Origin of the sequence: Providencia sp. CIM-Carb-044 (assembly GCF_033901115.1) — a bacterium.
Classification (GTDB): Bacteria; Pseudomonadota; Gammaproteobacteria; order Enterobacterales; family Enterobacteriaceae; genus Providencia; species Providencia hangzhouensis.
The window spans coordinates 418910-445183 of the sequence record NZ_JAXADV010000004.1; the positions used below are offsets into that span (position 1 = coordinate 418910).

25 protein-coding genes and 2 tRNA genes are annotated in these 26274 nt (G+C 42.8%); 11 read left to right on the plus strand and 16 right to left on the minus strand.

The genetic code is table 11. From position 1 onward, the window contains the following. Positions 1 to 438 precede the first annotated feature (438 nt). Both umuD and umuC read left to right on the plus strand, forming a co-directional pair. Complete coding sequence (umuD, locus tag SJ312_RS11390; RefSeq protein ID WP_319867745.1) at positions 439 to 888, plus strand: translesion error-prone DNA polymerase V autoproteolytic subunit; 450 nt, start codon at positions 439 to 441, stop codon at positions 886 to 888. A 7-nt stretch (positions 889 to 895) separates the two neighbouring features. Further along, positions 896 to 2164 (plus strand): translesion error-prone DNA polymerase V subunit UmuC, encoded by a 1269-nt coding sequence (umuC, locus tag SJ312_RS11395; RefSeq protein WP_319867747.1) that lies wholly within the window; start codon positions 896 to 898, stop codon positions 2162 to 2164. 10 nt (positions 2165 to 2174) lie between these two features. Here umuC and mobI read toward each other — a convergent pair whose 3' ends face one another. Next, positions 2175 to 2618 carry a conjugative transfer protein MobI(A/C) gene (mobI, locus tag SJ312_RS11400; protein ID WP_032482190.1) on the minus strand — a complete coding sequence of 148 codons (444 nt, stop codon included), beginning with the start codon at positions 2616 to 2618 and terminating at the stop codon, positions 2175 to 2177. Positions 2619 to 3082: 464 nt separating this feature from the next. Here mobI and SJ312_RS11405 point away from each other — a divergent pair, with 464 nt between their 5' ends. From SJ312_RS11405 to SJ312_RS11415, 3 genes are read left to right on the plus strand one after another with little or no spacing between them, the layout of a single operon-like run. Then, positions 3083 to 4057: a ParM/StbA family protein gene (locus SJ312_RS11405; RefSeq protein WP_025586926.1), complete on the plus strand. Its 975-nt coding sequence runs from the start codon at positions 3083 to 3085 to the stop codon at positions 4055 to 4057. Positions 4058 to 4059: 2 nt separating this feature from the next. Next, complete coding sequence (locus SJ312_RS11410) at positions 4060 to 4329, plus strand: hypothetical protein (RefSeq protein ID WP_022614393.1); 270 nt, start codon at positions 4060 to 4062, stop codon at positions 4327 to 4329. A 1-nt stretch (position 4330) separates the two neighbouring features. Continuing rightward, positions 4331 to 5572 carry a tyrosine-type recombinase/integrase gene (locus SJ312_RS11415; protein WP_032482189.1) on the plus strand — a complete coding sequence of 414 codons (1242 nt, stop codon included), beginning with the start codon at positions 4331 to 4333 and terminating at the stop codon, positions 5570 to 5572. A 16-nt stretch (positions 5573 to 5588) separates the two neighbouring features. Here the strand turns inward: SJ312_RS11415 and SJ312_RS11420 are convergent, their stop codons facing one another. The 4 genes from SJ312_RS11420 to SJ312_RS11435 all read right to left on the minus strand — a co-directional run bounded on the left by SJ312_RS11420 (position 5589) and on the right by SJ312_RS11435 (position 9662). Beyond that, positions 5589 to 5783, minus strand: a complete 195-nt coding sequence (locus SJ312_RS11420; RefSeq protein ID WP_032482188.1) for a helix-turn-helix transcriptional regulator — start codon at positions 5781 to 5783, stop codon at positions 5589 to 5591. Positions 5784 to 5999: 216 nt separating this feature from the next. Then, on the minus strand, positions 6000 to 7214 hold the full coding sequence (locus SJ312_RS11425) for a type II toxin-antitoxin system HipA family toxin (protein ID WP_032482187.1): 1215 nt from the start codon (positions 7212 to 7214) through the stop codon (positions 6000 to 6002). After that, positions 7207 to 7527 (minus strand): helix-turn-helix domain-containing protein, encoded by a 321-nt coding sequence (locus SJ312_RS11430; protein ID WP_000122829.1) that lies wholly within the window; start codon positions 7525 to 7527, stop codon positions 7207 to 7209. Before SJ312_RS11430 ends, SJ312_RS11425 begins: the two co-directional genes overlap by 8 nt. 1070 nt (positions 7528 to 8597) lie before the next feature. Continuing rightward, entirely contained in the window at positions 8598 to 9662 is a 1065-nt protein-coding gene (locus SJ312_RS11435; protein ID WP_094962724.1) for a tartrate dehydrogenase, read from the minus strand. A 102-nt stretch (positions 9663 to 9764) separates the two neighbouring features. On the opposite strand from SJ312_RS11435, the gene SJ312_RS11440 reads away from it, so the two are divergent. After that, positions 9765 to 10679: a LysR family transcriptional regulator gene (locus SJ312_RS11440; RefSeq protein WP_004905744.1), complete on the plus strand. Its 915-nt coding sequence runs from the start codon at positions 9765 to 9767 to the stop codon at positions 10677 to 10679. Between the two features lie 34 nt (positions 10680 to 10713). Next, a complete protein-coding gene (locus SJ312_RS11445; protein ID WP_110592446.1) occupies positions 10714 to 11619 on the plus strand; it encodes a helix-turn-helix domain-containing protein in 906 nt (301 codons plus the stop codon). 45 nt (positions 11620 to 11664) lie between these two features. Here SJ312_RS11445 and SJ312_RS11450 read toward each other — a convergent pair whose 3' ends face one another. From SJ312_RS11450 to SJ312_RS11460, 3 genes are read right to left on the minus strand one after another with little or no spacing between them, the layout of a single operon-like run. After that, positions 11665 to 12618 (minus strand): PDR/VanB family oxidoreductase, encoded by a 954-nt coding sequence (locus tag SJ312_RS11450; RefSeq protein WP_036958568.1) that lies wholly within the window; start codon positions 12616 to 12618, stop codon positions 11665 to 11667. A 16-nt stretch (positions 12619 to 12634) separates the two neighbouring features. Beyond that, entirely contained in the window at positions 12635 to 14083 is a 1449-nt protein-coding gene (locus SJ312_RS11455; protein WP_165879955.1) for an NAD-dependent succinate-semialdehyde dehydrogenase, read from the minus strand. A 39-nt stretch (positions 14084 to 14122) separates the two neighbouring features. Continuing rightward, positions 14123 to 15250: an aromatic ring-hydroxylating oxygenase subunit alpha gene (locus SJ312_RS11460; protein WP_094962720.1), complete on the minus strand. Its 1128-nt coding sequence runs from the start codon at positions 15248 to 15250 to the stop codon at positions 14123 to 14125. Positions 15251 to 15569: 319 nt separating this feature from the next. Between SJ312_RS11460 and SJ312_RS11465 the strand changes: the two genes are divergently transcribed. Then, complete coding sequence (locus SJ312_RS11465; protein WP_197739766.1) at positions 15570 to 17129, plus strand: BCCT family transporter; 1560 nt, start codon at positions 15570 to 15572, stop codon at positions 17127 to 17129. A gap of 87 nt (positions 17130 to 17216) precedes the next feature. Here the strand turns inward: SJ312_RS11465 and rimI are convergent, their stop codons facing one another. Both rimI and SJ312_RS11475 read right to left on the minus strand, forming a co-directional pair. Next, a complete protein-coding gene (gene rimI / locus SJ312_RS11470) occupies positions 17217 to 17669 on the minus strand; it encodes a ribosomal protein S18-alanine N-acetyltransferase (RefSeq protein WP_102140296.1) in 453 nt (150 codons plus the stop codon). Continuing rightward, positions 17638 to 18048: a DNA polymerase III subunit psi gene (locus SJ312_RS11475; protein WP_036958569.1), complete on the minus strand. Its 411-nt coding sequence runs from the start codon at positions 18046 to 18048 to the stop codon at positions 17638 to 17640. The genes rimI and SJ312_RS11475 overlap by 32 nt, the downstream gene beginning before the upstream one ends. A 134-nt stretch (positions 18049 to 18182) precedes the next feature. Between SJ312_RS11475 and rsmC the strand changes: the two genes are divergently transcribed. The 3 genes from rsmC to SJ312_RS11490 all read left to right on the plus strand — a co-directional run bounded on the left by rsmC (position 18183) and on the right by SJ312_RS11490 (position 19610). Continuing rightward, positions 18183 to 19196 carry a 16S rRNA (guanine(1207)-N(2))-methyltransferase RsmC gene (rsmC, locus tag SJ312_RS11480; RefSeq protein WP_319867761.1) on the plus strand — a complete coding sequence of 338 codons (1014 nt, stop codon included), beginning with the start codon at positions 18183 to 18185 and terminating at the stop codon, positions 19194 to 19196. A gap of 195 nt (positions 19197 to 19391) precedes the next feature. Continuing rightward, positions 19392 to 19477 (plus strand) — tRNA-Leu (locus tag SJ312_RS11485). Positions 19478 to 19524: 47 nt separating this feature from the next. After that, positions 19525 to 19610 (plus strand) — tRNA-Leu (locus SJ312_RS11490). 194 nt (positions 19611 to 19804) lie between these two features. On the opposite strand, the gene SJ312_RS11495 is transcribed toward SJ312_RS11490, so the two are convergent. The 6 genes from SJ312_RS11495 to SJ312_RS11520 form a co-directional block, all read right to left on the minus strand. Continuing rightward, complete coding sequence (locus SJ312_RS11495) at positions 19805 to 20059, minus strand: DUF1435 family protein (RefSeq protein ID WP_004905763.1); 255 nt, start codon at positions 20057 to 20059, stop codon at positions 19805 to 19807. Between the two features lie 118 nt (positions 20060 to 20177). Further along, entirely contained in the window at positions 20178 to 20708 is a 531-nt protein-coding gene (locus SJ312_RS11500) for a GNAT family N-acetyltransferase (protein ID WP_110592449.1), read from the minus strand. 207 nt (positions 20709 to 20915) lie between these two features. Beyond that, a complete protein-coding gene (gene phoA / locus SJ312_RS11505) occupies positions 20916 to 22355 on the minus strand; it encodes an alkaline phosphatase (RefSeq protein WP_165879953.1) in 1440 nt (479 codons plus the stop codon). A gap of 181 nt (positions 22356 to 22536) precedes the next feature. Continuing rightward, positions 22537 to 24105 (minus strand): alpha/beta hydrolase-fold protein, encoded by a 1569-nt coding sequence (locus SJ312_RS11510; protein WP_243154734.1) that lies wholly within the window; start codon positions 24103 to 24105, stop codon positions 22537 to 22539. A 58-nt stretch (positions 24106 to 24163) separates the two neighbouring features. Continuing rightward, on the minus strand, positions 24164 to 24778 hold the full coding sequence (locus SJ312_RS11515) for a DUF3156 family protein (protein WP_243154733.1): 615 nt from the start codon (positions 24776 to 24778) through the stop codon (positions 24164 to 24166). Continuing rightward, complete coding sequence (locus SJ312_RS11520) at positions 24753 to 26243, minus strand: APC family permease (RefSeq protein ID WP_110592452.1); 1491 nt, start codon at positions 26241 to 26243, stop codon at positions 24753 to 24755. The genes SJ312_RS11515 and SJ312_RS11520 overlap by 26 nt, the downstream gene beginning before the upstream one ends. Positions 26244 to 26274 lie beyond the last annotated feature (31 nt).

Sequence of the window (26274 nt, forward strand, 5' to 3'; positions counted from 1 at the left end):
TAGCCAACCCCTTTTCAAACGGTTGCAAAAGGCTTGAACTGAGTTCGACTGAGCATTTTAATGGTGCTCCTGACTTCGCTTTAAGCCAGTAAATTCAATACGAAGCAGAATTTTACTAACTGTTTTTAAACCCTTTGCAAAGGGTTCAACAAGCCTTGCCTGACGGTTACTTGACCCATGCGTTAACCAGTAGCAGTAACAGGATCAGTAACAGAAACAAGAGCAGTAGGCAGAAGCAGTATTGTCCAAGCCTTGCAGGCTTTGACGAGGGCGAGCTATCCCCACATCTAGTTTTTCAACACAAAAAAGAAATCACCTACAACACAGCGTCTTACTCGAACAACTACAGTTTTACCTACAATTTTACTTGTAGAAATCAGCATAGCATTAGATACTGTATAAACAAACAGTATTAATTATGATTTTTCGAGGTTCGTCATGAGTGTCTCGCTGATAGGCCGTAGCGGCGCACTTGCCTTCATCAAAGCCAAGCGCCTTCGTATTCCATTGTTCATGGAACGTGTTTCTGCTGGTTTTCCCTCCCCAGCGCAGGATTATGTTGAGCAAACGCTCGACCTTAACGAGCTGTGCATCAAGCGACCGGCTGCAACCTTCTTTGTGCGTGTTGAAGGTGATTCAATGATTGATGCCGGGATTCACCCAGATGATATTTTGGTGGTTGATCGCTCTGTCCAAGCCGAACACGGTGACATTGTCATCGCGGGTATCCATGGTGAACTCACGGTAAAGGAGCTTCAACTCAGGCCGTGCGTCAAGCTGATCCCAAGAAACCAAGCGTATGAGCCCATCCATATTCCTGAAGGGACAGAGTTAGAGATATTTGGCGTGGTCATCAGTGTGGTGCGAAACATGCACCGTAAGTCGTGACTATCCCATGCCTGTATTTGCCTTGGTGGACTGCAACAACTTTTACGCCAGTTGTGAGAAGCTGTTTCGTCCTGATTTAAAAGATACGCCGGTTGTGGTGCTGTCCAACAATGACGGCTGCGTTGTCGCAAGGTCACGTGAAGCCAAGTCACTCGGTATTAAAATGGGCGTACCCGTCTTTCAAATCAAAGCTGAAATGCAGCGCCATGGCATTTTGGCATTCTCCTCTAACTATGCGCTGTATGCAGATTTGAGCAGTCGAGTGATGCGCACTTTGGAGGAGATGGCACCACGAGTAGAGGTTTACTCCATTGACGAAGCGTTTTTGGATTTAACCGGTATTGAGTCTGTCCTATCCCTTTTCGAGTTCGGACAACAAGTGCGAGAGCGCATAGGCCACTGGATTGGGATCACCGTCTGTGTAGGCATTGCACCGACTAAAACACTCGCCAAACTGGCCAACCATGCCGCCAAGAAATACCCCGCCACTCAAGGAGTTGTAGATCTAACTAATCCAGATCGGCAACGTCGATTGCTCGCATTAGTCCCGGTTGATGATGTTTGGGGCGTTGGTAGACGGCTTTCTAAGCGTTTAAATGCTTTGGGTATCACCACAGCCCTAGACCTCGCCAATGCCTCTCCTAGAGCCATCAGAGACCAGTTCTCGGTGGTTTTAGAAAGAACCGTCAGAGAGCTCAATGGTGAGTCGTGCATTGAACTTGAAGAGATCCCGCCAACTAAGAAGCAAATCGTCTGTAGCCGTTCATTTGGCGCAAAAGTAACGCAATTTGAATTGTTACGTGAGGCCGTATGTGAATACGCAACCCGCGCCACTGAGAAGCTACGCAAAGAACAGCAGCAAGCCAAAGTGCTGACCGTGTTTATACGTACCAGCCCCTTTAAGGACAACGAGCCGCAGTACAGCAACTCTGCATCGGGTGAGTTGTTGATACCCAGTTGCGATACGCGGGACTTTATCGAGCTGGCCAATCACTTACTCAAGCGGATTTGGAAGGATGGTTTTCGTTATGCCAAAGCGGGCGTCATGCTGTCTGACTTTTACGATCCCGGCATGTTTCAACCAGGACTATTCGATGACGTATCGACCCGCTCTAATAGCCAACAGTTAATGTCTGTATTGGACACCATTAACCAAAGCGGTGCCGGAAAGGTTTTCTTTGCTGGACAAGGTACGAAGAAAGATTGGTCGATGAAGCGAGAGCATTTATCTCCCGCCTATACAACACGCTGGGACCAATTACCGCGAGTGAAGTAGACCCTGTGATTCAATAGGCATTCACTCTGCGACGCAGCATGTTGAGCTTATCAACCTGGTGTCGAACATCACTGAAAAATTCCTCTTTCTCCATGGCCAGCGCTAACTCCCATTCTTTGGCCAAACCTTGGCAGTCCAAAAATGAGTATTTCAGCTTCGTCTTTGAAATACGCAGACCTTTACTAAAGACTACACGCTTGCCTCGTTGACCGTGAAAGCTGTTGATATACCACTCTATGCCAAAGCCATACTTAAAGTCTCTGATACGGACACCAAGCAGCCCCCAGTCTTTAAAGGGCTCATTCTCACGAACCTTGTAATGGGTAACCCAAAAGTCATCAACTTCAGCTCGTGCCAGTGCTTTTAGCCTGTCCGTTTCTTGCTGAAGTAAATCTGATACCTCTGCTTTCCATTGTTCATTGACGATTTCTACCAAACCAATTTCCCCATCCAATTAACCCCAAAAGCCAAAACCACTATCCGTTTGGCTTTTGGATCGAAACGCCAAACGTAAAACTGCCGTAACAATCACTGTTTGGCGTCTCGATATAAATCAACTCGTGCAATCCCATACCTGACAAGGGATACAGGCCGATTTCACTTAAAAACGCCTAAAAAGACGTATCACCATGAAGATACAAACCGTTTGGCGAGTTCAGGCCAAAATGCAAACGACGTTTGGCGTCTCGATTTTTTTAGCTCAGGCATCCGCCGCCAAACAGAGCCTATTCTCATACTTTTGCGAAAATGCAATAGGCAGATAGATGAAAGGATTTGTCACCTTTCTGCCCACCGCCAGTGCACCGAATCCTGATAATGACATTTGAGTGAACCGCCAGAGCACTTGGACATACCCAAGCGTGACCAGTGCGGTTGATTGAAAACCGTTAGAGCACTTTGAGTGCACAGGAGATAAGTATGTTTGTACTAGGCGTAGATATCGGTTACTCGAACCTGAAGCTGGCAATTGGCCAATCAGGCAGTGAACCGAAAACCATTATTCTGCCTGCGGGTGCCGGTCCTGCGGATCGTATGCCAGAGCGTATCGGTGGGGGCGATGATGACACTTGTTTGTATGTCTCTGTCGATAATGAGCGTTGGGCCGCTGGTGTGCCTGCTGGACGCCTTCAAGGCTGGGAACGAGAGCTTCACCCGGAGTATCCCACCACAAAAACCTATAAGGCACTTTTTCATGCCGCCTTGTTAATGGCTGAAACAGAATCCATCGATTTGGTTGTCACTGGATTACCGGTTTCCCAGTTTCATGAACCACAACGTAAGTCTGACCTTGTGCAGCGTTTAAAAGGTGTCCATCAAGTGACGCCTAAGCGCAGCATCACTGTTCATGACGTCAAAGTGCTGCCGCAGCCTGCCGGTGCCTATATGGATCTGGTTCAGACAGGTGGTGATTTGGGCTTGATTGAAGAAGGTCGCGTAGTCGTCATAGATCCGGGCTTCTTCTCTGTTGACTGGGTTGCCCTTGAGGCCGGGGAAATTCGCTACAGCTCATCAGGAACCAGTCTTCAGGCAATGTCCGTGCTACTGGAAACGATTGATAAGCTGATTTCAGAAGATCATGGTGCCAAAGTCGGAATGGATCGACTTGAAAAAGCCATGAGAACCGGCGACTTGCAGGTGCTGCTATTTGGAGAAAAAGTCGATATTTCACCTTATCTGAATGCTGCCATGAAAAAGGTAGCGCCTGTTGCTCTTACAGCCATGCGCCAATCCATGCGTGACGAAAGCATCAATGCGGACTTGGTATTGATCGCCGGAGGTGGAGCCATGGCTTATAAGGAAGCGGCCAAGGAGATTTTTTCACGAAGCAAGATCATCGTGCCGGAACAGTCTGTTTTGGCGAACGTCCGAGGCTTCTGGTTTTATGGGGCCTGATTATGAGAGTCGTCGTCAACATTCCCCCAGGGAGCCACCCAGAACTGCTCAAAGAATTGGAAAAGACGCCACCACGGGAACGCGCTGAGCGTCTGCGGATGCTGGCCACCTTTGGGTTAATTCACATGAGCCAACCCAATCTATCCACGGCATCTGTACCGGTGGATGGCCATGCTCCAGAAGTTGAAATTACTTCTGTGAGTACAGCGCCAGAACCCAAAGCAGAATCACGTAAACAATCATTAAAATCAAAACTAGGGCTGGGCTTATAACATGGCGTTATCAGTTAGCTGGCTCGATGCCAGGTTAAATAAAGAAGTAAAAGAAACCGTAGTAAAAGCCGACCGAGATGGGCTAAGTGCTCGGGTATCACCCAAGGGCAAAATTGTTTTTCAGTTTCGTTATCGGTTCGATGGCAAGCAACAGCGGGTAGACATTGGTACTTACCCACTTATGAAGCTTGCTGAAGCCAGGAATGAGCTGGATAGGTTAAGGGCAGTACTTGATCAGGGCAGAAATCCCAAGCTCTACCTTCAGCAGGAACGGGCCAAGTATTCTGCCAACCAAAGCTTCGAATCGATTTTTCGAGACTGGATAGACTCTGCCGGTAAGCAAGGGCTAAAGGAGAAAACGTGGCACTTCCAAAAACGCAGCATTGAAATATATTTGCTGCCCCGACTTGGCAAGTACCCATTAACTGACATCAATGAATTGTCCTTAAGAAACTGTCTTCGTGAGGTTTCGGAGTCGTCCCCTTCAAACACAGAACGCCTAGTGTCTGTACTGCATAAGTTCTATGACTGGCTGATTGATGAACAAATTTTGGAAATTAACGCTGCTGCGGGGATCACAGCAAAGAAGGTTGGCGGTAAGAAAGGCAAACGAACTCGGGTGCTAAATGACAACGAGATCAGGATACTTTGGCGCTATTTGCATGAGTCAAAAATCACTGAGAAGAATCGCATCTACATAAAATTGCTTCTGTTATTGGGAGGCCGTAAGGGAGAACTCATTCAAGCTGAAAAGCATCACTTTGACTTGCAATCAGCAATGTGGACAGTGCCCATAGAGATCCGCAAACAAGGTGAGAAAATTGGAGCGCCGATCATGCGGCCATTAATCAAACCAGCTATCGAGCTGATTGAACTGGCGATGGAGATGAGCAAATCAACTTACTTGTTTCCCGCGAACGGACAAGAAGGGCTTGCCACAAATGGCTTTGATACCACTATTCCTAACAATGTGAAAATCTGGGCTCGCAGATCGCTTGGTATTGAGATGGAACACTGGTCTATGCATGATCTTCGCAGAACGATGCGAACGCGAATGTCAGCCATCACCACGCAAGAAGTTGCCGAGTTGATGATTGGCCACAGCAAAAAAGGGTTGGATGCTATCTACAACCAATATCAGTACCTGGATGAAATGCGTCATGCTTACGACGTTTGGTATCAACAACTAGAAACCATCATTGAGCCGACAGGCTTTCCATTCAACTGGCGTTTCGGACAATAAAATAAAAGAAAGAGGCTCAGTCCTCTTTCTTCTCATACTCCTCCAAATCTTGAATGTGCCACAGCTTGTTTCGTGTATTTCGGTTGATACGAGGTTGCGGCAAGCTGCCATCTTTTATTCTTCGCCAGAGCGTCGTATAGCTAATGTGGTAACGAGCCATCACTTCGTAAGATGTTAGAAAAGGGGTTACCTGGTGCGCTACTGCTGTCATCTGCATTCTCCTGAAAATCAATGTAAAGCTATCATCGCCTGATTCATCACTTGTTGATGGTCAGAAAGATGCATGATTTGTTCAGAAGATCAGCCTTATCATGACACCGGTATCATTGTGCAGTTTACCAAATTTCCAGTTTACGGCGAAAAGCGCCGTAAAATCGCATTAAGTTAAACCATCTTTATCGATATGCACGCTCTAGCTACTAGGAATTTAGCGTAGCGGTATACTTCGTAAGTGCATTTCGATGGCTTCAATCACTGACTTAGTGAGGGGTAAATGCGCTTTTTCTTTCGCCCATACCTCATGGAAGCCTGCTACGGTTTGCTTTGCAGTATCTAACACCAATTTTTCTGGCAACATGGCTTTAGCCGCTAAGTGTGATAGCTCATCCAGCGTGAAATCGCTGAATTTCTTGCTACGGCTCACCTTCAGCGATGCACTATCATCGGGGATATAAGGAATGGTTGAAACAAAGTCATAAGCAGGTGCAATAGACGCAGTACGCTTATCTTTGTAAATCACAGACCAATTCTTCAAATGCATATCGGCATTGCCAATTAGCGTGTTGAACACCAATCGGCGAGTAAATTCAGCAATGTCTTCGTCTTGCCCTTCAATACCGATAACCTGAGCAATATTTCGCATACTGGCTTTTTTGTACTTATCTTGAGGATAAACACCAAACACTTGCGCAAAGTCCTCAATGTGAACAGCTTGACCATCTGCACGGTCAAAACGCTTGATCACAAAAGCGCTATCTCCAAATTTGCCAATGCCATTTGGGATATTAGTAATCCGATTAATAGGGAGTAGCTGCGTTTCTGGCACGTCCATTCCCAACATTCGAGCCAGTTCCATCATTGAATATTCATTTTCTGGCACAGCTTCAAATCGAGACGACGGTAATTTTACAATCCAAGAGCCACCTTGACCGGTTGCTGGGATCGTCAAACCGCCATGTGCCTGCTGCACAGCTGAAAACTTCAATTGCACTCCCGCTAATGAAAAACGCATTGGCCCATCTGTCTTCGTTTCATCTTCTATGTCTTGATACACATTAGGTGGTAAGGCTTCACCATCCGCAGGCTCAACCGTGATCGCTCCAGCCAGATCCTGCCCCAGTACCCACAATAGAAAAAATTCCCGTGCTGGGTTCACACCAGCACGCTCAGCCAGGTAATTACGCATGGTTTCTTCTGGTAAAAGGTTGGAGAAAAACGGGGTTAACTTAGTTTGGGTAGGTTTGAAGCTAGTCAGCAGGCCACCGAGCGAATCTTTAAAGCCAAGCCCTAACACAGGCCGCGATTCGTCATTAATGTACGAATCCATAAAGGCAAAAAGTGTTCTGTCATTACCCACGTTGGTGATCGTTGCGATCGGTTCACCATAGAGCAACACGTTGAGCGTAGAGACATGGTTAGTCATCGTCGTCTTCCTCTAACTGATACGCGGGCGACATTGGCTCACCCTCATCGCTGATGCCGTTAATACCTTGGCCACTTCGAATGATCGACTTGATGGCAGGTACAGACTTTTTAGGCGCAACCAATAGCTCTAGGTCTAGTACACGGGCAAGTGCAATCAAACTGGATATTCTTAAATCAACACTGCCAGACTCGATTTTCGAAATATGGCTTTGAGGCACACCCGAACGAGCACTTAACTCTCTCTGGCTAAACCCCTTTCGTACCCGAGCTTCTCGAAGACTTTCTAGTATCTGCTCTGTTACATAGCTCATTTCGATACGCCTTAATGCATCACTTAAGAATAATTATATACAAAAACATATCATAGTAACTCACATTACACAAATTAGATTAGCCATTGCATATCAAAAGCCATGACATGATACATAATTACATATAAGTAGAAGGAGATTTTTGTCATCGACAAAAGAGCGATACTCTCGCTGATAATCGCGAACTGACGCATCAAACTCCCTAAGTACTTTTGTCGCTCAGCCCTTATACAGCAAGGGCTACAGAAGAACTCGCGTCAAATCGCCAGAAGATAAGTGCAACAAAGAGGAAGTTTGTACACAGTTACAGGAAATTTTGTACACACAAGTCGAAAAACAAGTGCAAAATGATGGTGTAAACAGCAACTAAATTTGAAGGTAAGTCTGATATCTCAATTAGAAATAACCGTATTGGTTCGCTTCAAGCATCTTCAAAAACAAACACTAAAGCAAAAATTACACCAACAATAAACTCCCTCATTAAATTTTGTAATTTGGTACAGAAGAAAACATTTACCAAAAAAGAGATTCTTTTTAACGGTAGTACTTTTTACGTCAAACCCAGTAACCACAAGGCCTACAGACAGGTTTGTGTCATGGAATTTTCGCCAAAGGCCTCTAAAACGGAATTTGTTCTCAAGTTTGTACACACTTTCCGAGGTTACGCTTGAACATCATTGAAAAGCAAAGAAACGAGAAAAAGACAAAAAGCCTTTAAATTCAGTACGTAGAGATGTGATTGTGGTGTGCAATGAAAGTTGGTTTTAAGCGTTGAAAGGCTGGGCGGCATCAGGGTGAGATATGATAGCAAACGTTCTGCGTGTGCTAACTTCATGGAGAAAGTTCTGATCTGTCATTTAACCGTTCTTTTCGTTTATATACAGATTTGTATAAGCATTCGAAGAGGCTCAATGTGGCTCTTGGCGTCGCAAATCCGTCTTGTTAATCAAAATTGGCGGATATTTTCGCAGATCTTGGGGGTATTAACAATCAAAGCATCGAGGAACAGGCAAAACAGTCCCTCGATGGCTCACTAAATTGACTCAATAAACACCGTCTTTATACATCAACTAAGCACTAACCAAACGGGCTATTTCATCCCCTAACGCCTGCGTACTGGCATCGCCGCCCATATCACGAGTCAAATGTTGGCGCTGTTTAATCGCTGTTTCTACTGCGGACATAATCGAATCATGCATTTCAGGACATCCCAAATGCTGCATCATCATGGCGGCTGCCCAAATTGTACCAATCGGGTTGGCAATATTTTGCCCTGCGATATCAGGTGCTGACCCATGAACCGGCTCAAACATCGATGGGAATTGTTTTTCTGGGTTAATATTGGCCGAGGGTGCAATCGCAATAGTTCCCGTACAAGCAGGCCCTAAATCAGACAAAATATCGCCAAATAGATTTGACCCTACAATCACATCGTAGAACTCTGGCATTCTCACTAAGTTTGCAGCAAAGATATCAATATGAAATTGGTCAACTTTGATATCTGGGTATTGCTTCGCCATTTCGGCTACACGGCTATCCCAATAAGGCATTGAATGAAATAGCCCATTGGATTTCGTCGCTGAACTTAAATGTTTTTTCTCACGTGACTGCGCCAAATCAAAAGCATATTTTAAGATACGGTCGGTACCTTTACGGGTAAAAACGCTTTGTTGCAGTACCATTTCTTCATCCGTACCTTCGTACTGAATACCGCCAATCGCAGAGTATTCCCCCTCAACATTTTCACGCACGACATAAAAATCAATATCTCCCGGTTTTTTATCTGCTAATGGGCATTTAATGCCATCAAATAAACGAACAGGACGCAAATTAACATATTGGTTGAAAGCACGACGGATAGGTAATAACAGCCCCCATAACGAAATATGATCAGGAACACCAGGGAACCCTACCGCACCGAGAAAAATCGCATCAAATTTCTTTAATTGTTCTAAACCATCTTCAGGCATCATACGCCCTGTACGGTGATAGGTTTCACACGACCAATCAAAATGGGTAAAGTTAAGTTTTACATTGTGTTTATTGGCTGCCGCTGCTAATACTTTTAATCCTTCAGGGATCACTTCGGTACCAATACCATCACCAGGAATAACCGCTATGTTAAATTGTGACATTGTGAAAACCTCTGATAAATGAATTATGTCTGTTTGTTCTCCAGTTTAGGGGTTGCTGTGATAAAGTATAGATATGAAGTGTAATCCTTAGGTTTACAAACTATGAACAAGCTTCCTTCATTAGAGGATATCCGCGTTTTTGTCACAGTTGCCCGTTTGATGAGTTTCTCTCAAGCCGCATCACAGCTGTTGGTATCCCCAGCTTATGTTTCTAAACGCATTAAGTTGCTAGAAGAAAATTTAGGACAAACTTTATTTTTTAGAACGGCTCGCTCAATTAAGCTGACTCACGAAGGGCAAATTATTTTACGTAGCAGTGAAGTGATGCTAGCTGAACTGGAACAGATGCAACAACAACTGAACGCCTGTCGCGAAGAGATCCGCGGCAATCTACGTATCAGTTGTAGCACAGGGTTTGGCAGTACTTATATTAACCCGTTTATACTCACACTCCGGGGGAGTCATCCTTTATTAGGCATTGATCTCACTTTGACCGATAAGTCTGTCGATATTATTAGTGAAAACATTGACGTTGATATCTGTATTGGCGGTACGATAGCTGAGCAATTTATTGCTAGGCGAATTGCTCGGAACCAGCGTATTCTGTGCGCTTCTCCAACCTACTTAGCAACACACGGCTACCCAAAATACCCACAAGAACTGGAACAAAAGCACTTTTGTATTGCGATTAAAGAACGTAACCAAGCCCCCGCGGTATGGAAGCTTGAATACCAGCAAGAAAGTATGACGGTCACTCCCAATAGCAAATTAACCGTCAATAATGGTGAAGTCGCCAAGCAATGGTGCTTAAGTGGTGAAGGGATCCTATTGCGCTCCCAATGGAGTGTGCAGCCTGAGTTACAGTCAGGCCAATTAGTACGAGTGTTACCGCAATGGCATCAAACTGCAGATGTTTATGCTGTATATTCGAGAAGTCTCCGAACGAGTGCTAATCTTAGAGTCTTTATCGAAAATCTAGAGCAATACCTTGCTACTCACTTATCACATGGTTTTTAGTTAACTCCATAAGTTATAAGGTAAACATGAATTGATGACAGAAACAGAGACATTCAAAGAACGTTTGTTGAAATTGCTAAAACAGAAAAAAATGAGTCAATTAAAAGCCGCTGAAGCCCTTGGTGTTTCCCGAACAGCGGTTAACAAATGGACGAAAGGCGGCATGATTGATGAAGATAATCTTGAAAAGCTCGCCACGTTATTGGATGTCGACAAGATATGGTTGAAATACGGTGAGTATACCAATAACCAAGTCACTGTTAGCAATTCAGGCGTCATGCGCAACATCAACGAAGTCCATCTTCAAGAATCCGCAGATATCGTGACCTGGGAGTGGGACTTATTAACTGGGGAATTGAACTACTCGGACAACGTTGAAGCCGTTTATGGTATCAAAATCACCAGTAATGAAGATTTCTGGGCTTTAATGAGCCATGACTCCAAAGAAAAATTGGTTAATGGCTATTCCAAAATTATTCGTGAAGGCGGTGCCCATGAAATGGATTTTAAAATTAACTGGGAAGGCGATTACCGTTGGATCACATCCCGAGCAACAGGAGTCAGAGGCCCTAATGGCAAAGTGACAAAGCTGGTTGGGATCAGTTTAGACAACACCGAACGTAAAAATACCGAACTACGCCTACGTAAAATCAAATGCTATTTTGATGTATTATTATCTCATTTCAATCATTTAGTCGTATTTACAGATAAAGCAGGCGAAATATTAGCCAGCAACTTACACAATCAATCGACTGAAATAGATTACCTTGAACTACAACGTTTATTATATCAATTAGTGATCAACCATAAGCCATGGTTAGATGAAGTATTTCGTACAGGGCGTGGTCAAATCGTATTTCAAGACAAGCAAATTACGGCTTATCAACACTTTAATGATGAAAAACAGTCTTTTTTAATGTTTGAATTAAAAGATATTTAAAACAGGTATTTTGCCCCACTTATGGCCTAAGCGGGGCAACTTTGATTATAAATCAAGGACTAATCGTTTAGATTTAGCTCGAGAAACGCACAACATCATCGTTTTCTGCTCAGCTTTTTCATCATCATCGAGGTAGTGGTCACGATGATCAGCCTCTCCCTCAAGTATTGCCGTTTCGCAGGTTCCACAAACCCCATTACGGCATAAACATTCCACATTAATGCGCTTATCTGCTTCGATTACCTGCAAAATAGACTCATCTTTACCGACTTCCAAACTAAAGCCTGAGCGTTGGAAATAGACTTCAAATGAGTCCCCTTCGCTGGCAACTTCGCCAAAATTTTCAAAATGAACCTGTGATTCACCCAAGTGCTGATGACCCTTTTCAATCACCTCATTAATTAATGATTGAGGGCCACATACATACAGGTGGCTATTACTTCCTTGTGCTTTAACTAACTGTTCGACAGACATTCGCTGCCCTTGGCTACCGTCATAAAGAAATAAACGCGAGCCAATACGCTGTTGTAAATGTTCAAGAAATGCCGCCGTTGTACTATCACGAAAACAGTAATGAAGTTCAAAATCCATTCCATTTTCTTCTAATTCATAGAGATAAGAGAGAAAAGGCGTGATCCCAATCCCACCGGCGATCAAAATATGCTTACATTGGTTATCCGGTGCTAACGAGAAAAAATTCTGTGCTGGGGACAAATACAAGCTATCCCCTGGCGATAGCTGCTCATGCATAAATGCAGAACCGCCTTTCGAGTTTTCATCACGCAAGACAGAAATACAATAACTGCCACACTGCTGCGGGTCGCTGATTAACGAATATGCACGTTGCAAACCAGCCTGCTCGCCCATATGAACGGTAATGTGACTGCCTGCGCTAAAAGGCATTAGCGCGCCCTCTTGTGCAACAAACTCGAACATTTTAATATTTGGGCTAATTTGCTCAATTCGACTGACATTGACTGCAATTTTTTGTTGGTTCATCACAGTGCCCCTCTCATCATTCAATATCTAAACACAGATACTTAGTACTTAAATAATCCTCAATACCATATCGAGAGCCTTCTTTTCCTAAACCTGATTGTTTCACTCCACCAAAGGGAGCAACTTCATTAGAAATTAAGCCTGTATTGATACCGACCATGCCACTTTGTAGTTTTTCAGCTACACGATATACACGACTCACATCACGAGAAAAGAAATAAGCCGCTAAGCCATAAATCGTATTATTGGCGCGAGTAATCACTTCATTTTCATCGCTAAAACGAATCAATGTTGCAATGGGACCAAAAATTTCCTCATGAACAATCTTCATTGAGTCATCAACATCAACAAGGACTTTTGGATTAAAGAAATTGCCATACTCCGCTACTTCATTACCTAAGGTTAATTGGCGTGCACCTCTCGCTAATGCATCCTGCAACAACTCATTCATACCATCAATAGCACGTGTCGTTATCATAGGCCCAATATCAATTCCCGCTTTAAGGCCATTACCGACTTGCAATTTGGCGACTTCTGCAACGAACTTGACCTGAAATTCATCGAAAATCGTATCTTGAATATAAAAACGGTTCACACAAACACAGGTTTGCCCACCATTGCGAAATTTGGCTTGAACCGCACTTTTTACCGCTTTATCGATATCAGCATCATCAAAAACAATAAAAGGCGCATTTCCTCCCAGTTCGAGTGATGTTTTCTTAATCGTCGATGCGCACTGCTCAGATAGAACTCGGCCAACTTGCGTTGAACCGGTGAACGAAAATTTACTGATAAGCTCATGTTTAGTTAGACGTTCGCCTAGAACACGAGAGTCCCCAGTAATGACGTTAAATATTCCAGCAGGAATGCCCGCTTCATCTGCTAACTGTGCTAAGGCAAGCGCCGTAAAAGGCGTTTCTGTTGCAGGCTTAATGATGATACTACAACCTGCGGCCAGTGCTGGAGCTGCTTTACGGGTGATCATCGCTGCGGGGAAATTCCACGGAGTAATCGCACTACACACACCGATCGGTTGTTTAATCGTTGAAATGCGGTTACTTCCCACTGTTTGCGGGATGGTTTCCCCATAAACACGTTTCCCCTCTTCCGCAAACCATTCAATAAAGGAAGCGGCATAGCGAATTTCACCTTTTGCCTCATTCAGTGGCTTACCTTGCTCGAGCGTCATTAAACGCCCAAGATCATCAACATGGGCTTCAATCAGCTCAAACCAGCGGCGTAGAATGATAGAACGCGCTTTAGCAGTCAGCTTACTCCAACCTTCCATTGCAGAATAAGCATATTCAATCGCCTCATCCACTTGTGTTGCAGACAGGCTGGGGATCGTTCCCAGCACAGATTGGTCAAAAGGATTAGTCACAGGGATTTTTTTATCTGAATCAACCCATTGCCCATTGATGTAACATGACTGACGAAATAGTGCAGGGTGAGTTAAATGATGCATTTGTGACTTCTCCTTTTATTTTTATAATAAATAACGTGATTACTCAGTGTGCGCACCAGCGACGATTTTATGGAAATGGGCAACGCCGTGCTCGCTGATCCCGCTACGTTGCCTATCTGCCATAATGCGGCCTTGGCCACGATAACCCCGTGAGCGTAATCCTTTTTGTACACTTTCTACCAAGCGCAGATCTTCTGGGCGGAATACGGTGCGATACCATTCCACTAAGTTTTTCTGATATTCGGTCAGTTCTTCATTGAGGAAATAAATATCATAGTGCTGCAAGGTTTCCCCTGCGTTCACTGGAAACTCATAAATTACCGTCATGAAATCCCCGCCTGGAGGCATATTGAACATGGTACTTGGCCAAATCCAAAAACCAAAGAAACGTGGGTCTAAAACAGATTCATCAAACTGATAGGAGGATTCAGAGGGTTTTGCCTTGCCAATTTGAACAGTCCAATTATCCAATAATTGGTGTTCGTATACGTTGACATCCACGGAACTGGCGAAACTCACATGATTGGTTGGGCAGTGATAACATTCAATATAGTTATCAACGATAGTTTTCCAATTAGCAGGAGTGTGGCTAACAAAACGCGCTGCCAATTTTAAATCGCTAATGACTCCACAAGCTTCTTGCATTTTTTCGGCTAAGCCAGGAAGTTGCTCTTCAATAGGCTGAGGATCACCTACAGTCATATTTACATAGATAAACCCTGCATGTTCAATAACATGGAAGCTACTTAATGACATTGCATCGGCTTCAAAATTATTCACATTTTCACAATTAGTCGCATGTGCTAATTGGCCATCTAGCTTGAATGCCCACGCGTGGTAAGGGCAAGTAATCACATTTTTGACTTTGCCACTTTCACCGCTGATCAACTGGTGTCCACGGTGTGGACATACATTATAAAAACCACGTAATACATCATCACGACCACGAACAATCACAAGGCTTTCGCCAATGAGCTCACGAGTGATATAGGAATTTTTTTCTTTTACTTCACTAACATGAGCGACACAAACCCATGAATTAGCAAATATTTTTTCTTTTTCATACTCAAAAACATCATTAGACGTGTAATAACGCGCAGGGATTGTCCATGCGTTATCAATATCAAGGTGATCATTAATCGAAATGACTTTAGCTGCATTGCTCATAATTGCCCTCACTTATGTAAACTTATAGTTAACATCTTTTTTAGGAATGTTAATGCAGATCGCATTAATGATCAAATGAAATATTGATAATTTTTTAACCAAAAACGATTAAATTAATAATAACAATCAGTTAAATCAATCACCCTTAACTCACCTGTTAATAATTGGTTAATTTCTTGTTGACTGCACAATCTTTGCATGGCTATTCTTTGTAAACCAAAAGTAGCATCTAATAAAAAAGTATCCTTAAAACACAACGAGTATTCCCTGCAAGCCAACTCTCATAAAAGAAAAATAAGTGAGCAACTGGAGAAGAGGTATGATGAATCATAAAAAATCCGTATTTTACGTGTCGCTAGCTTTTAGCCTAGCGTTAATCAGTTTTGGTGCATTTATTCCTGATAAGCTGGAAGCTTTTTCAAATTCCGCCTTAAGTTTTATCTATAACAATCTAGGTTGGTTTATTCTAGGTTCCGTTTTTATCTTTTTCAGCTTCTGTATGTTTCTTGGTTTTTCCAAATTTGGTCACATACGCCTTGGCGATGATAATGACAAACCGGAATACCGTACAGTCACTTGGATTGCGATGTTATTCAGTGCCTCAATTGGTATAAGTTTGATGTTCTGGGGGGTAGCAGAGCCTGTTTCCTATTATATCAGCCCGCCGATTGGCCAAGGTTCAACAGAACAGTCTGCTAAAGCAGCCATGCAATATGTCTATCTGCATTGGGGTGTTTCTGCATGGGCCTGTTATGCGCTTGTCGGTGTAGCTTTAGGCTATTTCCAATTTAGAAAAAAACTACCATCTTCACTCAGCTCTGTTTTCTATCCATTGATTGGGGATCGGATCTACGGCTCTGTCGGGAAATGGATCAATATATTGGTGATGTTATCCGTCGTCATTGGTATCGCCACATCATTAGGCTTTGGTACACTACAAGTTAACAGTGGTATGAATTACTTATGGGGATTGCCCATTAGTATTTATGTACAAATTGGTTTGATTGCTATTATTACTGTTGTTTATATTGCTTCGACGATTTCCGGATTACAAGGGGCAATAAAACATCTATCAAACTTAAATATCATACTTGCTCTCGGATTAATGGCATTTATCTTTCTATCTGGCCCAACCCAAACTATCTTAAAAGTTTTATTCCAAGGTATTGGTGATTACGTCCAAAATTTTGTCAGTATGTCATTTCGTACTGAACCCTATAATGACGGTACTTGGATTGCTAACTGGACACTGTTTTACTTTGGTTGGTGGATAGCATGGGCACCGTTAGTGGGCAGCTTTGTGGCTCGTATTTCGAAAGGAAGAACAATCAAAGAATTTATGATTGGCGCAGTATTTATTCCTGTATTAAGTGCTTTTGCATGGTTTGCAGTTATGGGCGGTTCTGCCATCCATTTAATTCAAAACTTAGGGCAAACCGCACTAGCAGATGCTGTAAAAACCGATGTCACATCTGCACTGTTTAAGTTCTTAGATTATTTCCCTGCATCGACATTTATTAGTGTCTTAGCTATTGCCTTGGTACTGATTTTCTTTATCACATCAGCTAACTCGGCGGTATTTGTACTGGGAATGGTCAGTGAAAATGGCAACCCAAATCCGTCTCATGTCACTAAAACCATTTGGGGGGTCATTATTGCAGCAATCGCGATAGTACTAATTATGACCGGCGGATTATCCGGTTTGCAATCTGCACTGGTCGCCATGGCTGTACCGTTATCCATCATGATGCTAATTATGTGTTATTCCACATACAAAGGCCTCAATGAAGAAGTTAACGCACAAGCTGCGGCAAAAAAAGAGTTAAAAGATAATATCCAACTAATTAATAAACCTATTCTTCCTGAAATTGAAAAATAGTCGTCTATAACAGCACAAAACCCCGATATGTTATGACACATATTGGGGTTTTAATTATATTAATAATAAATTATTCGTTACTTAAATTTATTCATCAGAAAATAGAGTCAAAGCAAGTACTAAAGCATCTTCTCGACCTTTTTTAGCAGGGTAGTAATCTTTACGTACCGTAACTTGGTGAAAACCTAGCTTATCGTATAGATGCAAAGCAGATGCATTTGATTCCCTCACTTCTAGCCATAACGTAAGAATGCCTTTCTTTACAAGTTCTTCGATAAGCTGTTCTAACAACAAGCGGCCATACCCTTTCCCTTGGTAATCAGGATGTATGGCAATATTAAACAAGGTCGCTTCATCAAGAACACACTGTGTTATTGCATAACCAACAATCTGATTATTAACGGATATTTTTATGTTATGGTATTTTTCCCCTTGGTTACCATAAAAAACTCGCTCAGTCCATGGAAAATCATGGCTTAACTTTTCAATTAAGTAAGCAGTTGCGAGATCAGATTGCTTTAGTGTTGAAATTTTCATCATATTGATAAATTTGTTTCCATAGTGCCCGTTTAGCGCTATAGCTTGTACTTAGCTCAGACAAAACAGGTGAAGTAAACATGACTTTTGAACCTTCAGGCTGGATTTCATCACCTAATACCCAACATGGTGTTATTATTGGTGTTGGGATTAAACCTAATTGCTCTGAATTGACACAAACCACATCGTCCTGTGCAATATTCATGGAAAGAAAAATATCTTTTAGCAATTGGCTATTTAAATCAAGGTTCTCATCAGTAATAATAATAAGCTTAGTCGACGCTGGGATCCTTACACCACGTTCACCACGTAACACGGCAGGATTTCTCACCATCCATTGAGTGATCCCCATTTGTTCTAAAAGCCTGTCACGTCGTGTCATTTGATTTTCCAGTCGCAATTTTACAACCACATCTTATCAAAGGGGATTAATAGCGCCAACAGAGCAATGCTATTTCTCTTATCTTTGGTAAGATGGTCATCGGTTTTTTTATTATTTTAGGAGATTGACAGAATATGTCATTACTGACACCTGCCAGCGAAGTTATTCAACGCCATCTCGAACATTTTACAGATCGTCATGTCATTTTGGCTGGTGACATTCAGGATGAACTCGCTGCAACCTTAGAAGCAGCTAGTGTTCGTGTCATCACCAACCAGTATCATCACTGGCAACGCTTACAACCGTTAATGGGCGATATGGCGTTATTCGCTGTCACAACACCCGCGGAATTTATCCAGCCTTGCGATACTCTCATTTATTTTTGGCAAAAAAACAAGCAAGAAGCCTGTTTCCAACTCGATGACCTCTGTACTCACCTCGCTGCGGGTAGCCAAATTTTTATCGTTGGCGAAAACCGTAGTGGTGTTAAAAGCGCCGAATCCATTATGGAAGGGATCGCTAGCTTACAAAAAATTGACTCAGCACGCCGCTGTGGCTTGTACTATGGTGAATTAGAACAACCGACAACCTTTGATATTGCTCGCTGGTGGCGTCATTATCAGATTGATAATGTTAGAATTAACGCACTGCCAGGGGTATTTAGCCATAATGAGCTTGATATCGGTAGTGATCTACTGTTATCAACGCTAACTGATCCAATGAGCGGCGATCTGCTTGATCTAGCTTGTGGTAATGGGGTGATCGCCGCCGTTCTCGGCTCGCAAAACCCAGAGCTAAAACTCACCTTAAGTGATGTGAGTGCGTCTGCGCTAGATTCCGCTGCATCCACTCTTGAGGCAAACAAACTGGCTGGCGAAGTCATCGCGAGTGATGCTTACTCAGATATTAACGATAAATTTGATTGGATTATTTCTAACCCTCCATTCCATGATGGCCTAAACACCAGTTATCGTGCGGTTGAAAATATGATTTACCAAGCCCCTAAATACCTGAAAAAAGGTGGCCGTTTGCGAATCGTCGCGAATGCTTTCTTACCGTACCCTGATTTACTCGATAAAGCATTTGGTAGCCATGAAGTACTTGCCAAAACGGGAAAATTCAAAGTTTACCAAGCTGTTAAGCGTTAATTTATTCGCGAATGAATTAAACTAAAGCACAATTTTTCATACGACTTAATGGCGGGTGAACCCTCACCGGCCATTTTTTCATCAATCAAAAATACTACATAAAAAAATTATTGACGTTCGTCGAAATTAGCCTAAAATCCGCACCACATTATTGCTGGTTAAAAGCATTGATGAATCAAAGTTTAGTTAGGTATTGCGAGGGTGGCGGAATTGGTAGACGCGCTAGCTTCAGGTGTTAGTGTCCTATGGACGTGGGGGTTCAAGTCCCCCCTTTCGCACCACTAACTTTGGATAAATCACAATAATGTAGTATTGATGTGACAGTATTGCGAGGGTGGCGGAATTGGTAGACGCGCTAGCTTCAGGTGTTAGTGTCCTTCGGACGTGGGGGTTCAAGTCCCCCCTTTCGCACCACTGGTCAGTCATTTTTTTATAACGTCTTGCCCTTTTGACCTTCTCTGTAATGCTAACGCTGCCTTATCTGACTATTTACTATAAGACAATAGTAAATCATTTGAATAAACCGTTATATTGAATACCATTCAATTATCAATATCTTTCGATACCACTTTCTTCTGTTCTATTTAATTATTAATTAGATTATAGAGCTACCTTTGTAGTACAAAGGCCATCATAAAGCATGCAAGTGAAATCACAGCTGGGATAATCAATAAACGACGAGAACCGCGATTAAATAACATCCCTGCAGTTGCTACCATCATGATAATCATAATGATTTTTAGATTATCTAAGCCCATATTATTGAGTACATAAGCAATGCTCAACAATATCACAGCAAAGACTCCCCAAAGGCCAGCGCCTATACGCTTTAAACCTGTGGTTTTTGATATGCTAGTTGGCATAGTGACCTCAACACTTTTAAATGATAATGATTATCAATCATATCTAGTTTTTAGTAAATTTCAATGCTTTTTTTATTCCACTCCCTATAAATTAACACTTATTTTACAAAATAAAAACTTACGAAAATAGATAAATAAAATGAATATCTTCGGGCTCTAATGCAAATAATTCAGGATCAGGTTGTGCAATTAAGGTGCAGCCTAGGTGTTGATAAAAATGCACTGTATTTTCTGAAGGCGTCGCAGAAATATATAAGCCCTTTGCCCCTTTTTGCATCGCCATTTCAGCGCATTGTTGGAATAACATCCCTGCTAAACCTTGGCCACGGTACGAGTGGCTCACATGCAGGAAAGATAATTGCAGTAAATTTTTTTGCTCACCGCGCCACACATTATCTAAACTTGCGGCAGCAATTAGCTTGCCCTGCTCAAAAACCCCAAGAAATATCGCCCCTTGGTCATAACTTTCCAACAAATGAGGGGTATAGGCTTCAGGTTCACCTTCTGGCCAACCTTTCATATCAAACCGTTGTTTGGATAGCACCAATTCGCCATTTTGATACAGATAAAGGTTTTCAATTAATTCAGTGCGGTCGATAGACCAAACAGATGGGATTTCATCTCGTTGTAGTTCGCGAACTTCTCTCATTATGCCATTCTCATTATTTGTGCCTATGAAGAAGCACATTTATTGTTATCAGATGATTCAATTTCTCAAGATAACGGATAAAAAAAGAAGTGCAAATATTTAGTAAGTTTATTGAGGAACGGTTGAAAAATAAGAAGAAAATATACTAGAAAATAAAAAAATCCCCCGCAACATCCTATTGCGGAGAATTTTCACTACAGGGTTGGTTTATTGCTTCAATCCCATTGCATCGCGCATGGTAAAGAACAAATCAGTTTGGTCAGTTAGACCCATTACATTTGCCGCATGTGGGCCATAAGCCGCCACACGTAACTGAGCACCGGTGTGCTCTTGAGAATCATCTTCTTCAGAGTTACCGTAATTTACCACCATCACAGAGCCGTCTTTAGTAATCAACGCTTGCGTTAAGCCCGTTGATTTTGTTCCTTCTGGAATAATTTGGCTTGAATGTGAATGGTCAGCAGTCACGATAACTAATGTATCACCATGTTTTTTAGCGAAATCTAAGCCGACTTGTACAGCTTGGTCGAGAGCAACAGTTTCACCAATTTGGCCACATGGGTTTGCTTTATGGTCTTGCTTATCGATAGAGGCACTTTCAACCTGCAAAAAGAAACCATTTGGATTGACTTCTAACAGCTCAATCGCTTTTTTCGTCATTTGAGCCAATGTTGGTGCATTAGGGTCTAACTTCGCATTCGGTTTACATTCCAATGGCGCATTGTTGATATTACCGTAGTGAACCGCTTTCGGGCCTTCCCATGCAACGGTCATGTTACCATCATGGAATAAGCCCAGAACGGGTTTATCTTGATTTGCAACTTTGATGCTGTCTAATGACTTAGCATCACGCACAATATTATACCCACGCTCAATCGCCTGTTGCTCCAACGTTTTACCTTTGTAGTCACCCGCCTTTGCTTCTTGTTTGAAGCTCTTAGCGCCACCACCAAGCGTGACATCAGGACGAGTTACCAACAGTTGTTCTGAAATTGAACCACGACCGCCATTTTCTAGCGCGTTAGCCGCACATTTTTCTGTTGTTTCCTCAGGGCCATAACATTTACGCGCACTCACATGCGAAAATTGCGCAGCAGGCGTTGCATCTTGAATCTCGGAAGTTGTGACGTTACCCGTCGCTTTACCATTACGTTTAGCTATCTCAATTAATGTTTCATGGTCATTACCAAATACATCAATCCCTAATGCACCATTGTAGGTTTTCACACCGGAAGACCACGCGGTGGCAGACGCCGCAGAGTCAGTTACATAGTCGGGTTTTTGTGTTTTTTTATCTAACGCATAATGGGTATATTGGCCAGTGATTGGCAGGGCATCAATACCTTTAAAGAACCCTGAAGCGCCTTCTGCATAGTTACGAGCAACAGTAATCTCAGAGTCACCCATACCATCACCAATAAATAAAATCACATTTTTGGCTTGGCCATTGTGAAGTGCGGCTTTCATGATATCAGTTTGCTCTGTCGCTAAACGACGCGCACCACCAAATTTGGTAATATCACCTTGAGCCGCACGGTTTTCTGACACCGCATCATTTTTATCAGCCGCGTAGGCAGGGACTGTACTCCCTAAAATTAAAGCACTTACCGTGACAGCTAAAAGGGATTTCATAAAATTACCAGTCATAACTGTTTCCTTGCCAATCAATAATGAAAAGAGAAGATGTATATTTCAAATAATGAAAGGCATGCTAAAGGAGCCAGATGACAGTTGAATGACGCTTTTATGGCGAAATGAAGACGTTAGTCATAAATGTAAAAAAGCAGCTAAATATAAGCTGCTTTTTGTAAATGAGCATTAGGGCTATTTACCATTGTGACGCAAGTTGGTTTGTTCCCTCATAAAGCGTTTCACACCAAGAAACGTAGTCGTGCCCGCTAGGGAGTTCAATGGCATCAACTTGATAACCTTTATGTTTTAGAACATCGAATAACCGATAGTGGTTTTGAATAATTCCCCCCCAACTACCACGTTGTTCAAAAAGGCCAGCCTCAAGGAAAAAACGGATCGGTTGTGTTGGCATCATTTCGATTTCACGAATCAACCATTCAGGGTCTTTATCCTTCGGAGCCCACCAATAAGATCCTGACATGCTAATGACATTACCGAAAACTTCAGGATGCTGTAACGCATTCCATGCCGCCCCAAGCCCTCCATAACTGGAACCCGCAATAATCGTATGGCTTGCAGGTGCTTGAATTCCCATTTCCGCGAGTTGGGGCATAAGTTCATCCGCCAGCAACTTAGGAAAGGCATCATTAGGAGGAAGCTCATCACCACGACGCGCTGAATTGATGCTATCCACAAATACAATATTCATAGCAGGAAAATTCCCCTGATTTATCCACTTATCAAAAAATTTCTCCATCTGATAGTCTTTCAGGTAAATTTGCCCATCTAATAACACCAATAGCGCCGGAGCTTCCATTGGTATATTAGGCTGATAAACCGTTATTTTTCTTTCGTTTTTTAATACCTGGCTCGTCAACGTAAATGTCTCTAAACGGCCTTTAATCTGCCTGTTTTCTACATCAGGGAAGTGACATTGGCGTATGTTCGGTACCAATGATAACAACGAAAAACGGTTATATTTATCTACGCGTTGCGAAGGAATAACATGAGAATTATAAGGATCAGACTGCGCTGTGACTAAAATCGCTTTACGTTGAGCAAAGCCGCCCTCAGGCACAGAAGGTATATCCGGTGCAATTTTATATTGTGATAACGTATCATTAGGAATGATAAAAGAACGATACCAAATATCCGTTCCCGCCAAGTGGGCCATTCTTTCGTGATTACCTGACGGCGCCCCTAGAATATAGGCATTTGCTTTCGCGCCACGCCAAAGAAATGTCACGCGTTTTTGTCGATTTGAAAACGCCTCAACCAGTGGTGTTCCTTGGGCGGTGACAGCTTGCCAAAATGCGCTTGTATCACCATTTTGGTAATGTTCATCAAGCAAACTTTGTAGCATCGGGCTAATAGGTTCATCATCTTTTTTAATGGCTAAAGGCTGGTACTGGCTGATATCAAACTTTAATTGCCAAGGTTTACCCGGCTCACCATTCAACGCTAAATAATAAACCCCATTTTCTGATACTACATAATCCGCGCTATGGGGCTCTTGTACTGAACCATACTCTTGCAATGCACGCACTGGCTGCTTATTGGAATCCAATAACAGGACCTTGGAAAGACCTTCACCACGTTGTTTTATAAAATCTTGCTGTGATACTTCAAAAGATAAGCAACTATGACCTTCGCTATCATGCACCCCTTCAGCAAAGGAAAGCTCAGATAAACGTATGCAGTCAGAATGCGTTGCCATTGCAGCAGATGACAACAACATACAACCTAAAAGAGGCAAAGATTTCACATCAAATTCCAGCGAGTCAATTGATAATAATTATTACTATCAAAAAACTCTTTTAAACTCAATGGCTCACAGCACGTTTTTCCACCAGTTGGTTAATTAACTGCAGCGCACTCAATAAATAATAACGTTGTTTTTGTATTAATCTCAAATAACGACGAGTCGCTGGGATGCGGCTCACCATTTCTGATGCCGTATAAGGCTCAATTTCACAACGCCAACGGCCACCGCTAAACTCTATCTTGCAATGATTAAATTCCAGCTCTTCTAATGTTTGCCGAATAACGGGGTATTCATTCAACCACTCGATAACTTTATGACCATCCATTTGTTTCGATACAAAATGGATATGTTTTTTCTTTATACTCCCACGGGTTTTTACTTCAATTGTTGCATTGATATTATCAGCGCACTTGCCAGATACCGCAAAGCGGCTATATACGATAAAAGCGAGAAACAATTTTCTTGGTCGCTCAGTCACTTCAATGGTTAACTCAGGCTCAGGCTGTACAAGGAGCACTCCGGGTGCTCCCCATTCACATGGATAAGGTGCCATGTCCTTTTCAACACGGTTAAGTGTCAATCCTGTTTGATATCCGGCAGGCAAACGTTGCTGAGTGAGCTTACCGATTCTTTCCCACAAAGATGGTTTAGGCGAGGTTACGTAATGGCTCAAGTTGGCCTCCTTCCATTTCTTCATCAGCAAAGGAATTCGATAAAACGGATTCAACATCTACAGGTTTAAATGGGTTAACTTTCTGTACGAAAACAGTCCAAATTAATGCATATCCTGCTGTTAAACCTAACATAATGGCAAAGGGAATATAGACATCCGACTTATTCATGCCAGGAGGAGTGATATACACAATAGCTAAAATAATTCCGACACTCGAAATAATTTGCGGTATAGGGAAAAAAGGCGAACGATAGGCACGATGTAAGTCAGGTCGACGAATGCGCAATAACACCACTGAAATCGTTACTAACAAGTAAGCCGTCCCCCAAGAACACACCGCCGCCAGTACCAATGGAATAATACGGTCAAGGTCACCTTGAATAGCAAAAGCATGCAAACATGGGATCATCACGGCGACTAAAATACCGAATACCGGGGTTTTGAAACGCGGGTGTAAATAAGCAAAAATGCGTGGTAATGCCCCATCAAGCGCCATTCCATAAAGAATACGCGGAACCGCTGCCATTAACGTATTAATGGTTGCTCCACCAGCCAATAATAATGCGACACCTATCCAATACTTCCCAAACTCGCCCATGACAATTTCAGCGAATGCAGGGATTGCCATCGGTGTTTCAAGTAAGCGTGTGCCTGTTTGCGGGTCAACGACCACATTTTCCACTTGGTTCGCTAGAGCTGCACCGAATAACACCATACAGAGTGCGACGCAGAATAAACCCGTGGTCATCGCGCGAGGGATCACTTTGGCAGAATTTTTAATTTCAGGCGCCATTGGAGTAACGAGTTCACAACCAACAAACATGAACATTGCCATCCCCACAAAACTAAGGATGAGCGTTGGATCCGTATTGAGTGGCTGACCAAACCAGCCGTCCATATCGACATGAAACGGCAACATCAAACCGCTCACACTAAAAATCACTAACGTAGACCACATGGCGAATGTTAGTACAACCTCGACCTTACCAAAGGCTTCAATACCAAATGCATTTAAAATCCCAAACGTGACAACTAATCCCACGCCAACCATCCAAGATGAATTTCTGGTCTCTAGGACAGTATTGAGATGCTCAAAGTTAACGAGCGCCATAATTCCTGAAAGGATCGTTTCGGCAGTTCCTGCAAACACATGCACAATCAAATAAGCCGAAAGTGCGCCAGTTATCGCCCAAAAACGCCCCATTCCACACGATATATAGTCATATACCGACCCTGAAGTTGGTAGAATAGCCGCAGCCTCCGAAAATGTGGTTAGCTGAGCTTGCATCATAATGAAGCTGAATAACACCGCTAGGGCGAATGTATCACCACCAATACCGAATCCACTCGTAACGGTTAAAATAACGGGGCTAGCCATAATCAAGCCGGCAGAACTCGCCAATGTGGTCGGAAAGCCAACTTTCCCTTTTTCTAAATGTGTCGACAATTTTGAGGATAAATTCATTTTACATCCCTCTCACTCTCTACCCAGTCAT

Bases quoted from the DNA above. Each gene is read 5' to 3' on its own strand.
- SJ312_RS11460 (WP_094962720.1), bottom strand. From the start codon at position 15,250: ATGAGCAATGCAGCTAAAGTCATTTCGATTAATGATCACCTTGATATT.
- SJ312_RS11495 (WP_004905763.1), bottom strand. From the start codon at position 20,059: ATGCCAACTAGCATATCAAAAACCACAGGTTTAAAGCGTATAGGCGCT.
- SJ312_RS11455 (WP_165879955.1), bottom strand. From the start codon at position 14,083: ATGCATCATTTAACTCACCCTGCACTATTTCGTCAGTCATGTTACATC.
- SJ312_RS11475 (WP_036958569.1), bottom strand. From the start codon at position 18,048: ATGACACGACGTGACAGGCTTTTAGAACAAATGGGGATCACTCAATGG.
- SJ312_RS11440 (WP_004905744.1), top strand. From the start codon at position 9,765: ATGAACAAGCTTCCTTCATTAGAGGATATCCGCGTTTTTGTCACAGTT.
- SJ312_RS11430 (WP_000122829.1), bottom strand. From the start codon at position 7,527: ATGAGCTATGTAACAGAGCAGATACTAGAAAGTCTTCGAGAAGCTCGG.
- rsmC (WP_319867761.1), top strand. From the start codon at position 18,183: ATGTCATTACTGACACCTGCCAGCGAAGTTATTCAACGCCATCTCGAA.
- SJ312_RS11405 (WP_025586926.1), top strand. From the start codon at position 3,083: ATGTTTGTACTAGGCGTAGATATCGGTTACTCGAACCTGAAGCTGGCA.
- SJ312_RS11435 (WP_094962724.1), bottom strand. From the start codon at position 9,662: ATGTCACAATTTAACATAGCGGTTATTCCTGGTGATGGTATTGGTACC.
- SJ312_RS11450 (WP_036958568.1), bottom strand. From the start codon at position 12,618: ATGAACCAACAAAAAATTGCAGTCAATGTCAGTCGAATTGAGCAAATT.
- SJ312_RS11445 (WP_110592446.1), top strand. From the start codon at position 10,714: ATGACAGAAACAGAGACATTCAAAGAACGTTTGTTGAAATTGCTAAAA.
- SJ312_RS11500 (WP_110592449.1), bottom strand. From the start codon at position 20,708: ATGAGAGAAGTTCGCGAACTACAACGAGATGAAATCCCATCTGTTTGG.
- phoA (WP_165879953.1), bottom strand. From the start codon at position 22,355: ATGACTGGTAATTTTATGAAATCCCTTTTAGCTGTCACGGTAAGTGCT.
- SJ312_RS11465 (WP_197739766.1), top strand. From the start codon at position 15,570: ATGATGAATCATAAAAAATCCGTATTTTACGTGTCGCTAGCTTTTAGC.
- SJ312_RS11420 (WP_032482188.1), bottom strand. From the start codon at position 5,783: ATGACAGCAGTAGCGCACCAGGTAACCCCTTTTCTAACATCTTACGAA.
- SJ312_RS11520 (WP_110592452.1), bottom strand. From the start codon at position 26,243: ATGAATTTATCCTCAAAATTGTCGACACATTTAGAAAAAGGGAAAGTT.
- SJ312_RS11415 (WP_032482189.1), top strand. From the start codon at position 4,331: ATGGCGTTATCAGTTAGCTGGCTCGATGCCAGGTTAAATAAAGAAGTA.
- umuD (WP_319867745.1), top strand. From the start codon at position 439: ATGAGTGTCTCGCTGATAGGCCGTAGCGGCGCACTTGCCTTCATCAAA.
- SJ312_RS11410 (WP_022614393.1), top strand. From the start codon at position 4,060: ATGAGAGTCGTCGTCAACATTCCCCCAGGGAGCCACCCAGAACTGCTC.
- SJ312_RS11425 (WP_032482187.1), bottom strand. From the start codon at position 7,214: ATGACTAACCATGTCTCTACGCTCAACGTGTTGCTCTATGGTGAACCG.
- umuC (WP_319867747.1), top strand. From the start codon at position 896: ATGCCTGTATTTGCCTTGGTGGACTGCAACAACTTTTACGCCAGTTGT.
- rimI (WP_102140296.1), bottom strand. From the start codon at position 17,669: ATGATGAAAATTTCAACACTAAAGCAATCTGATCTCGCAACTGCTTAC.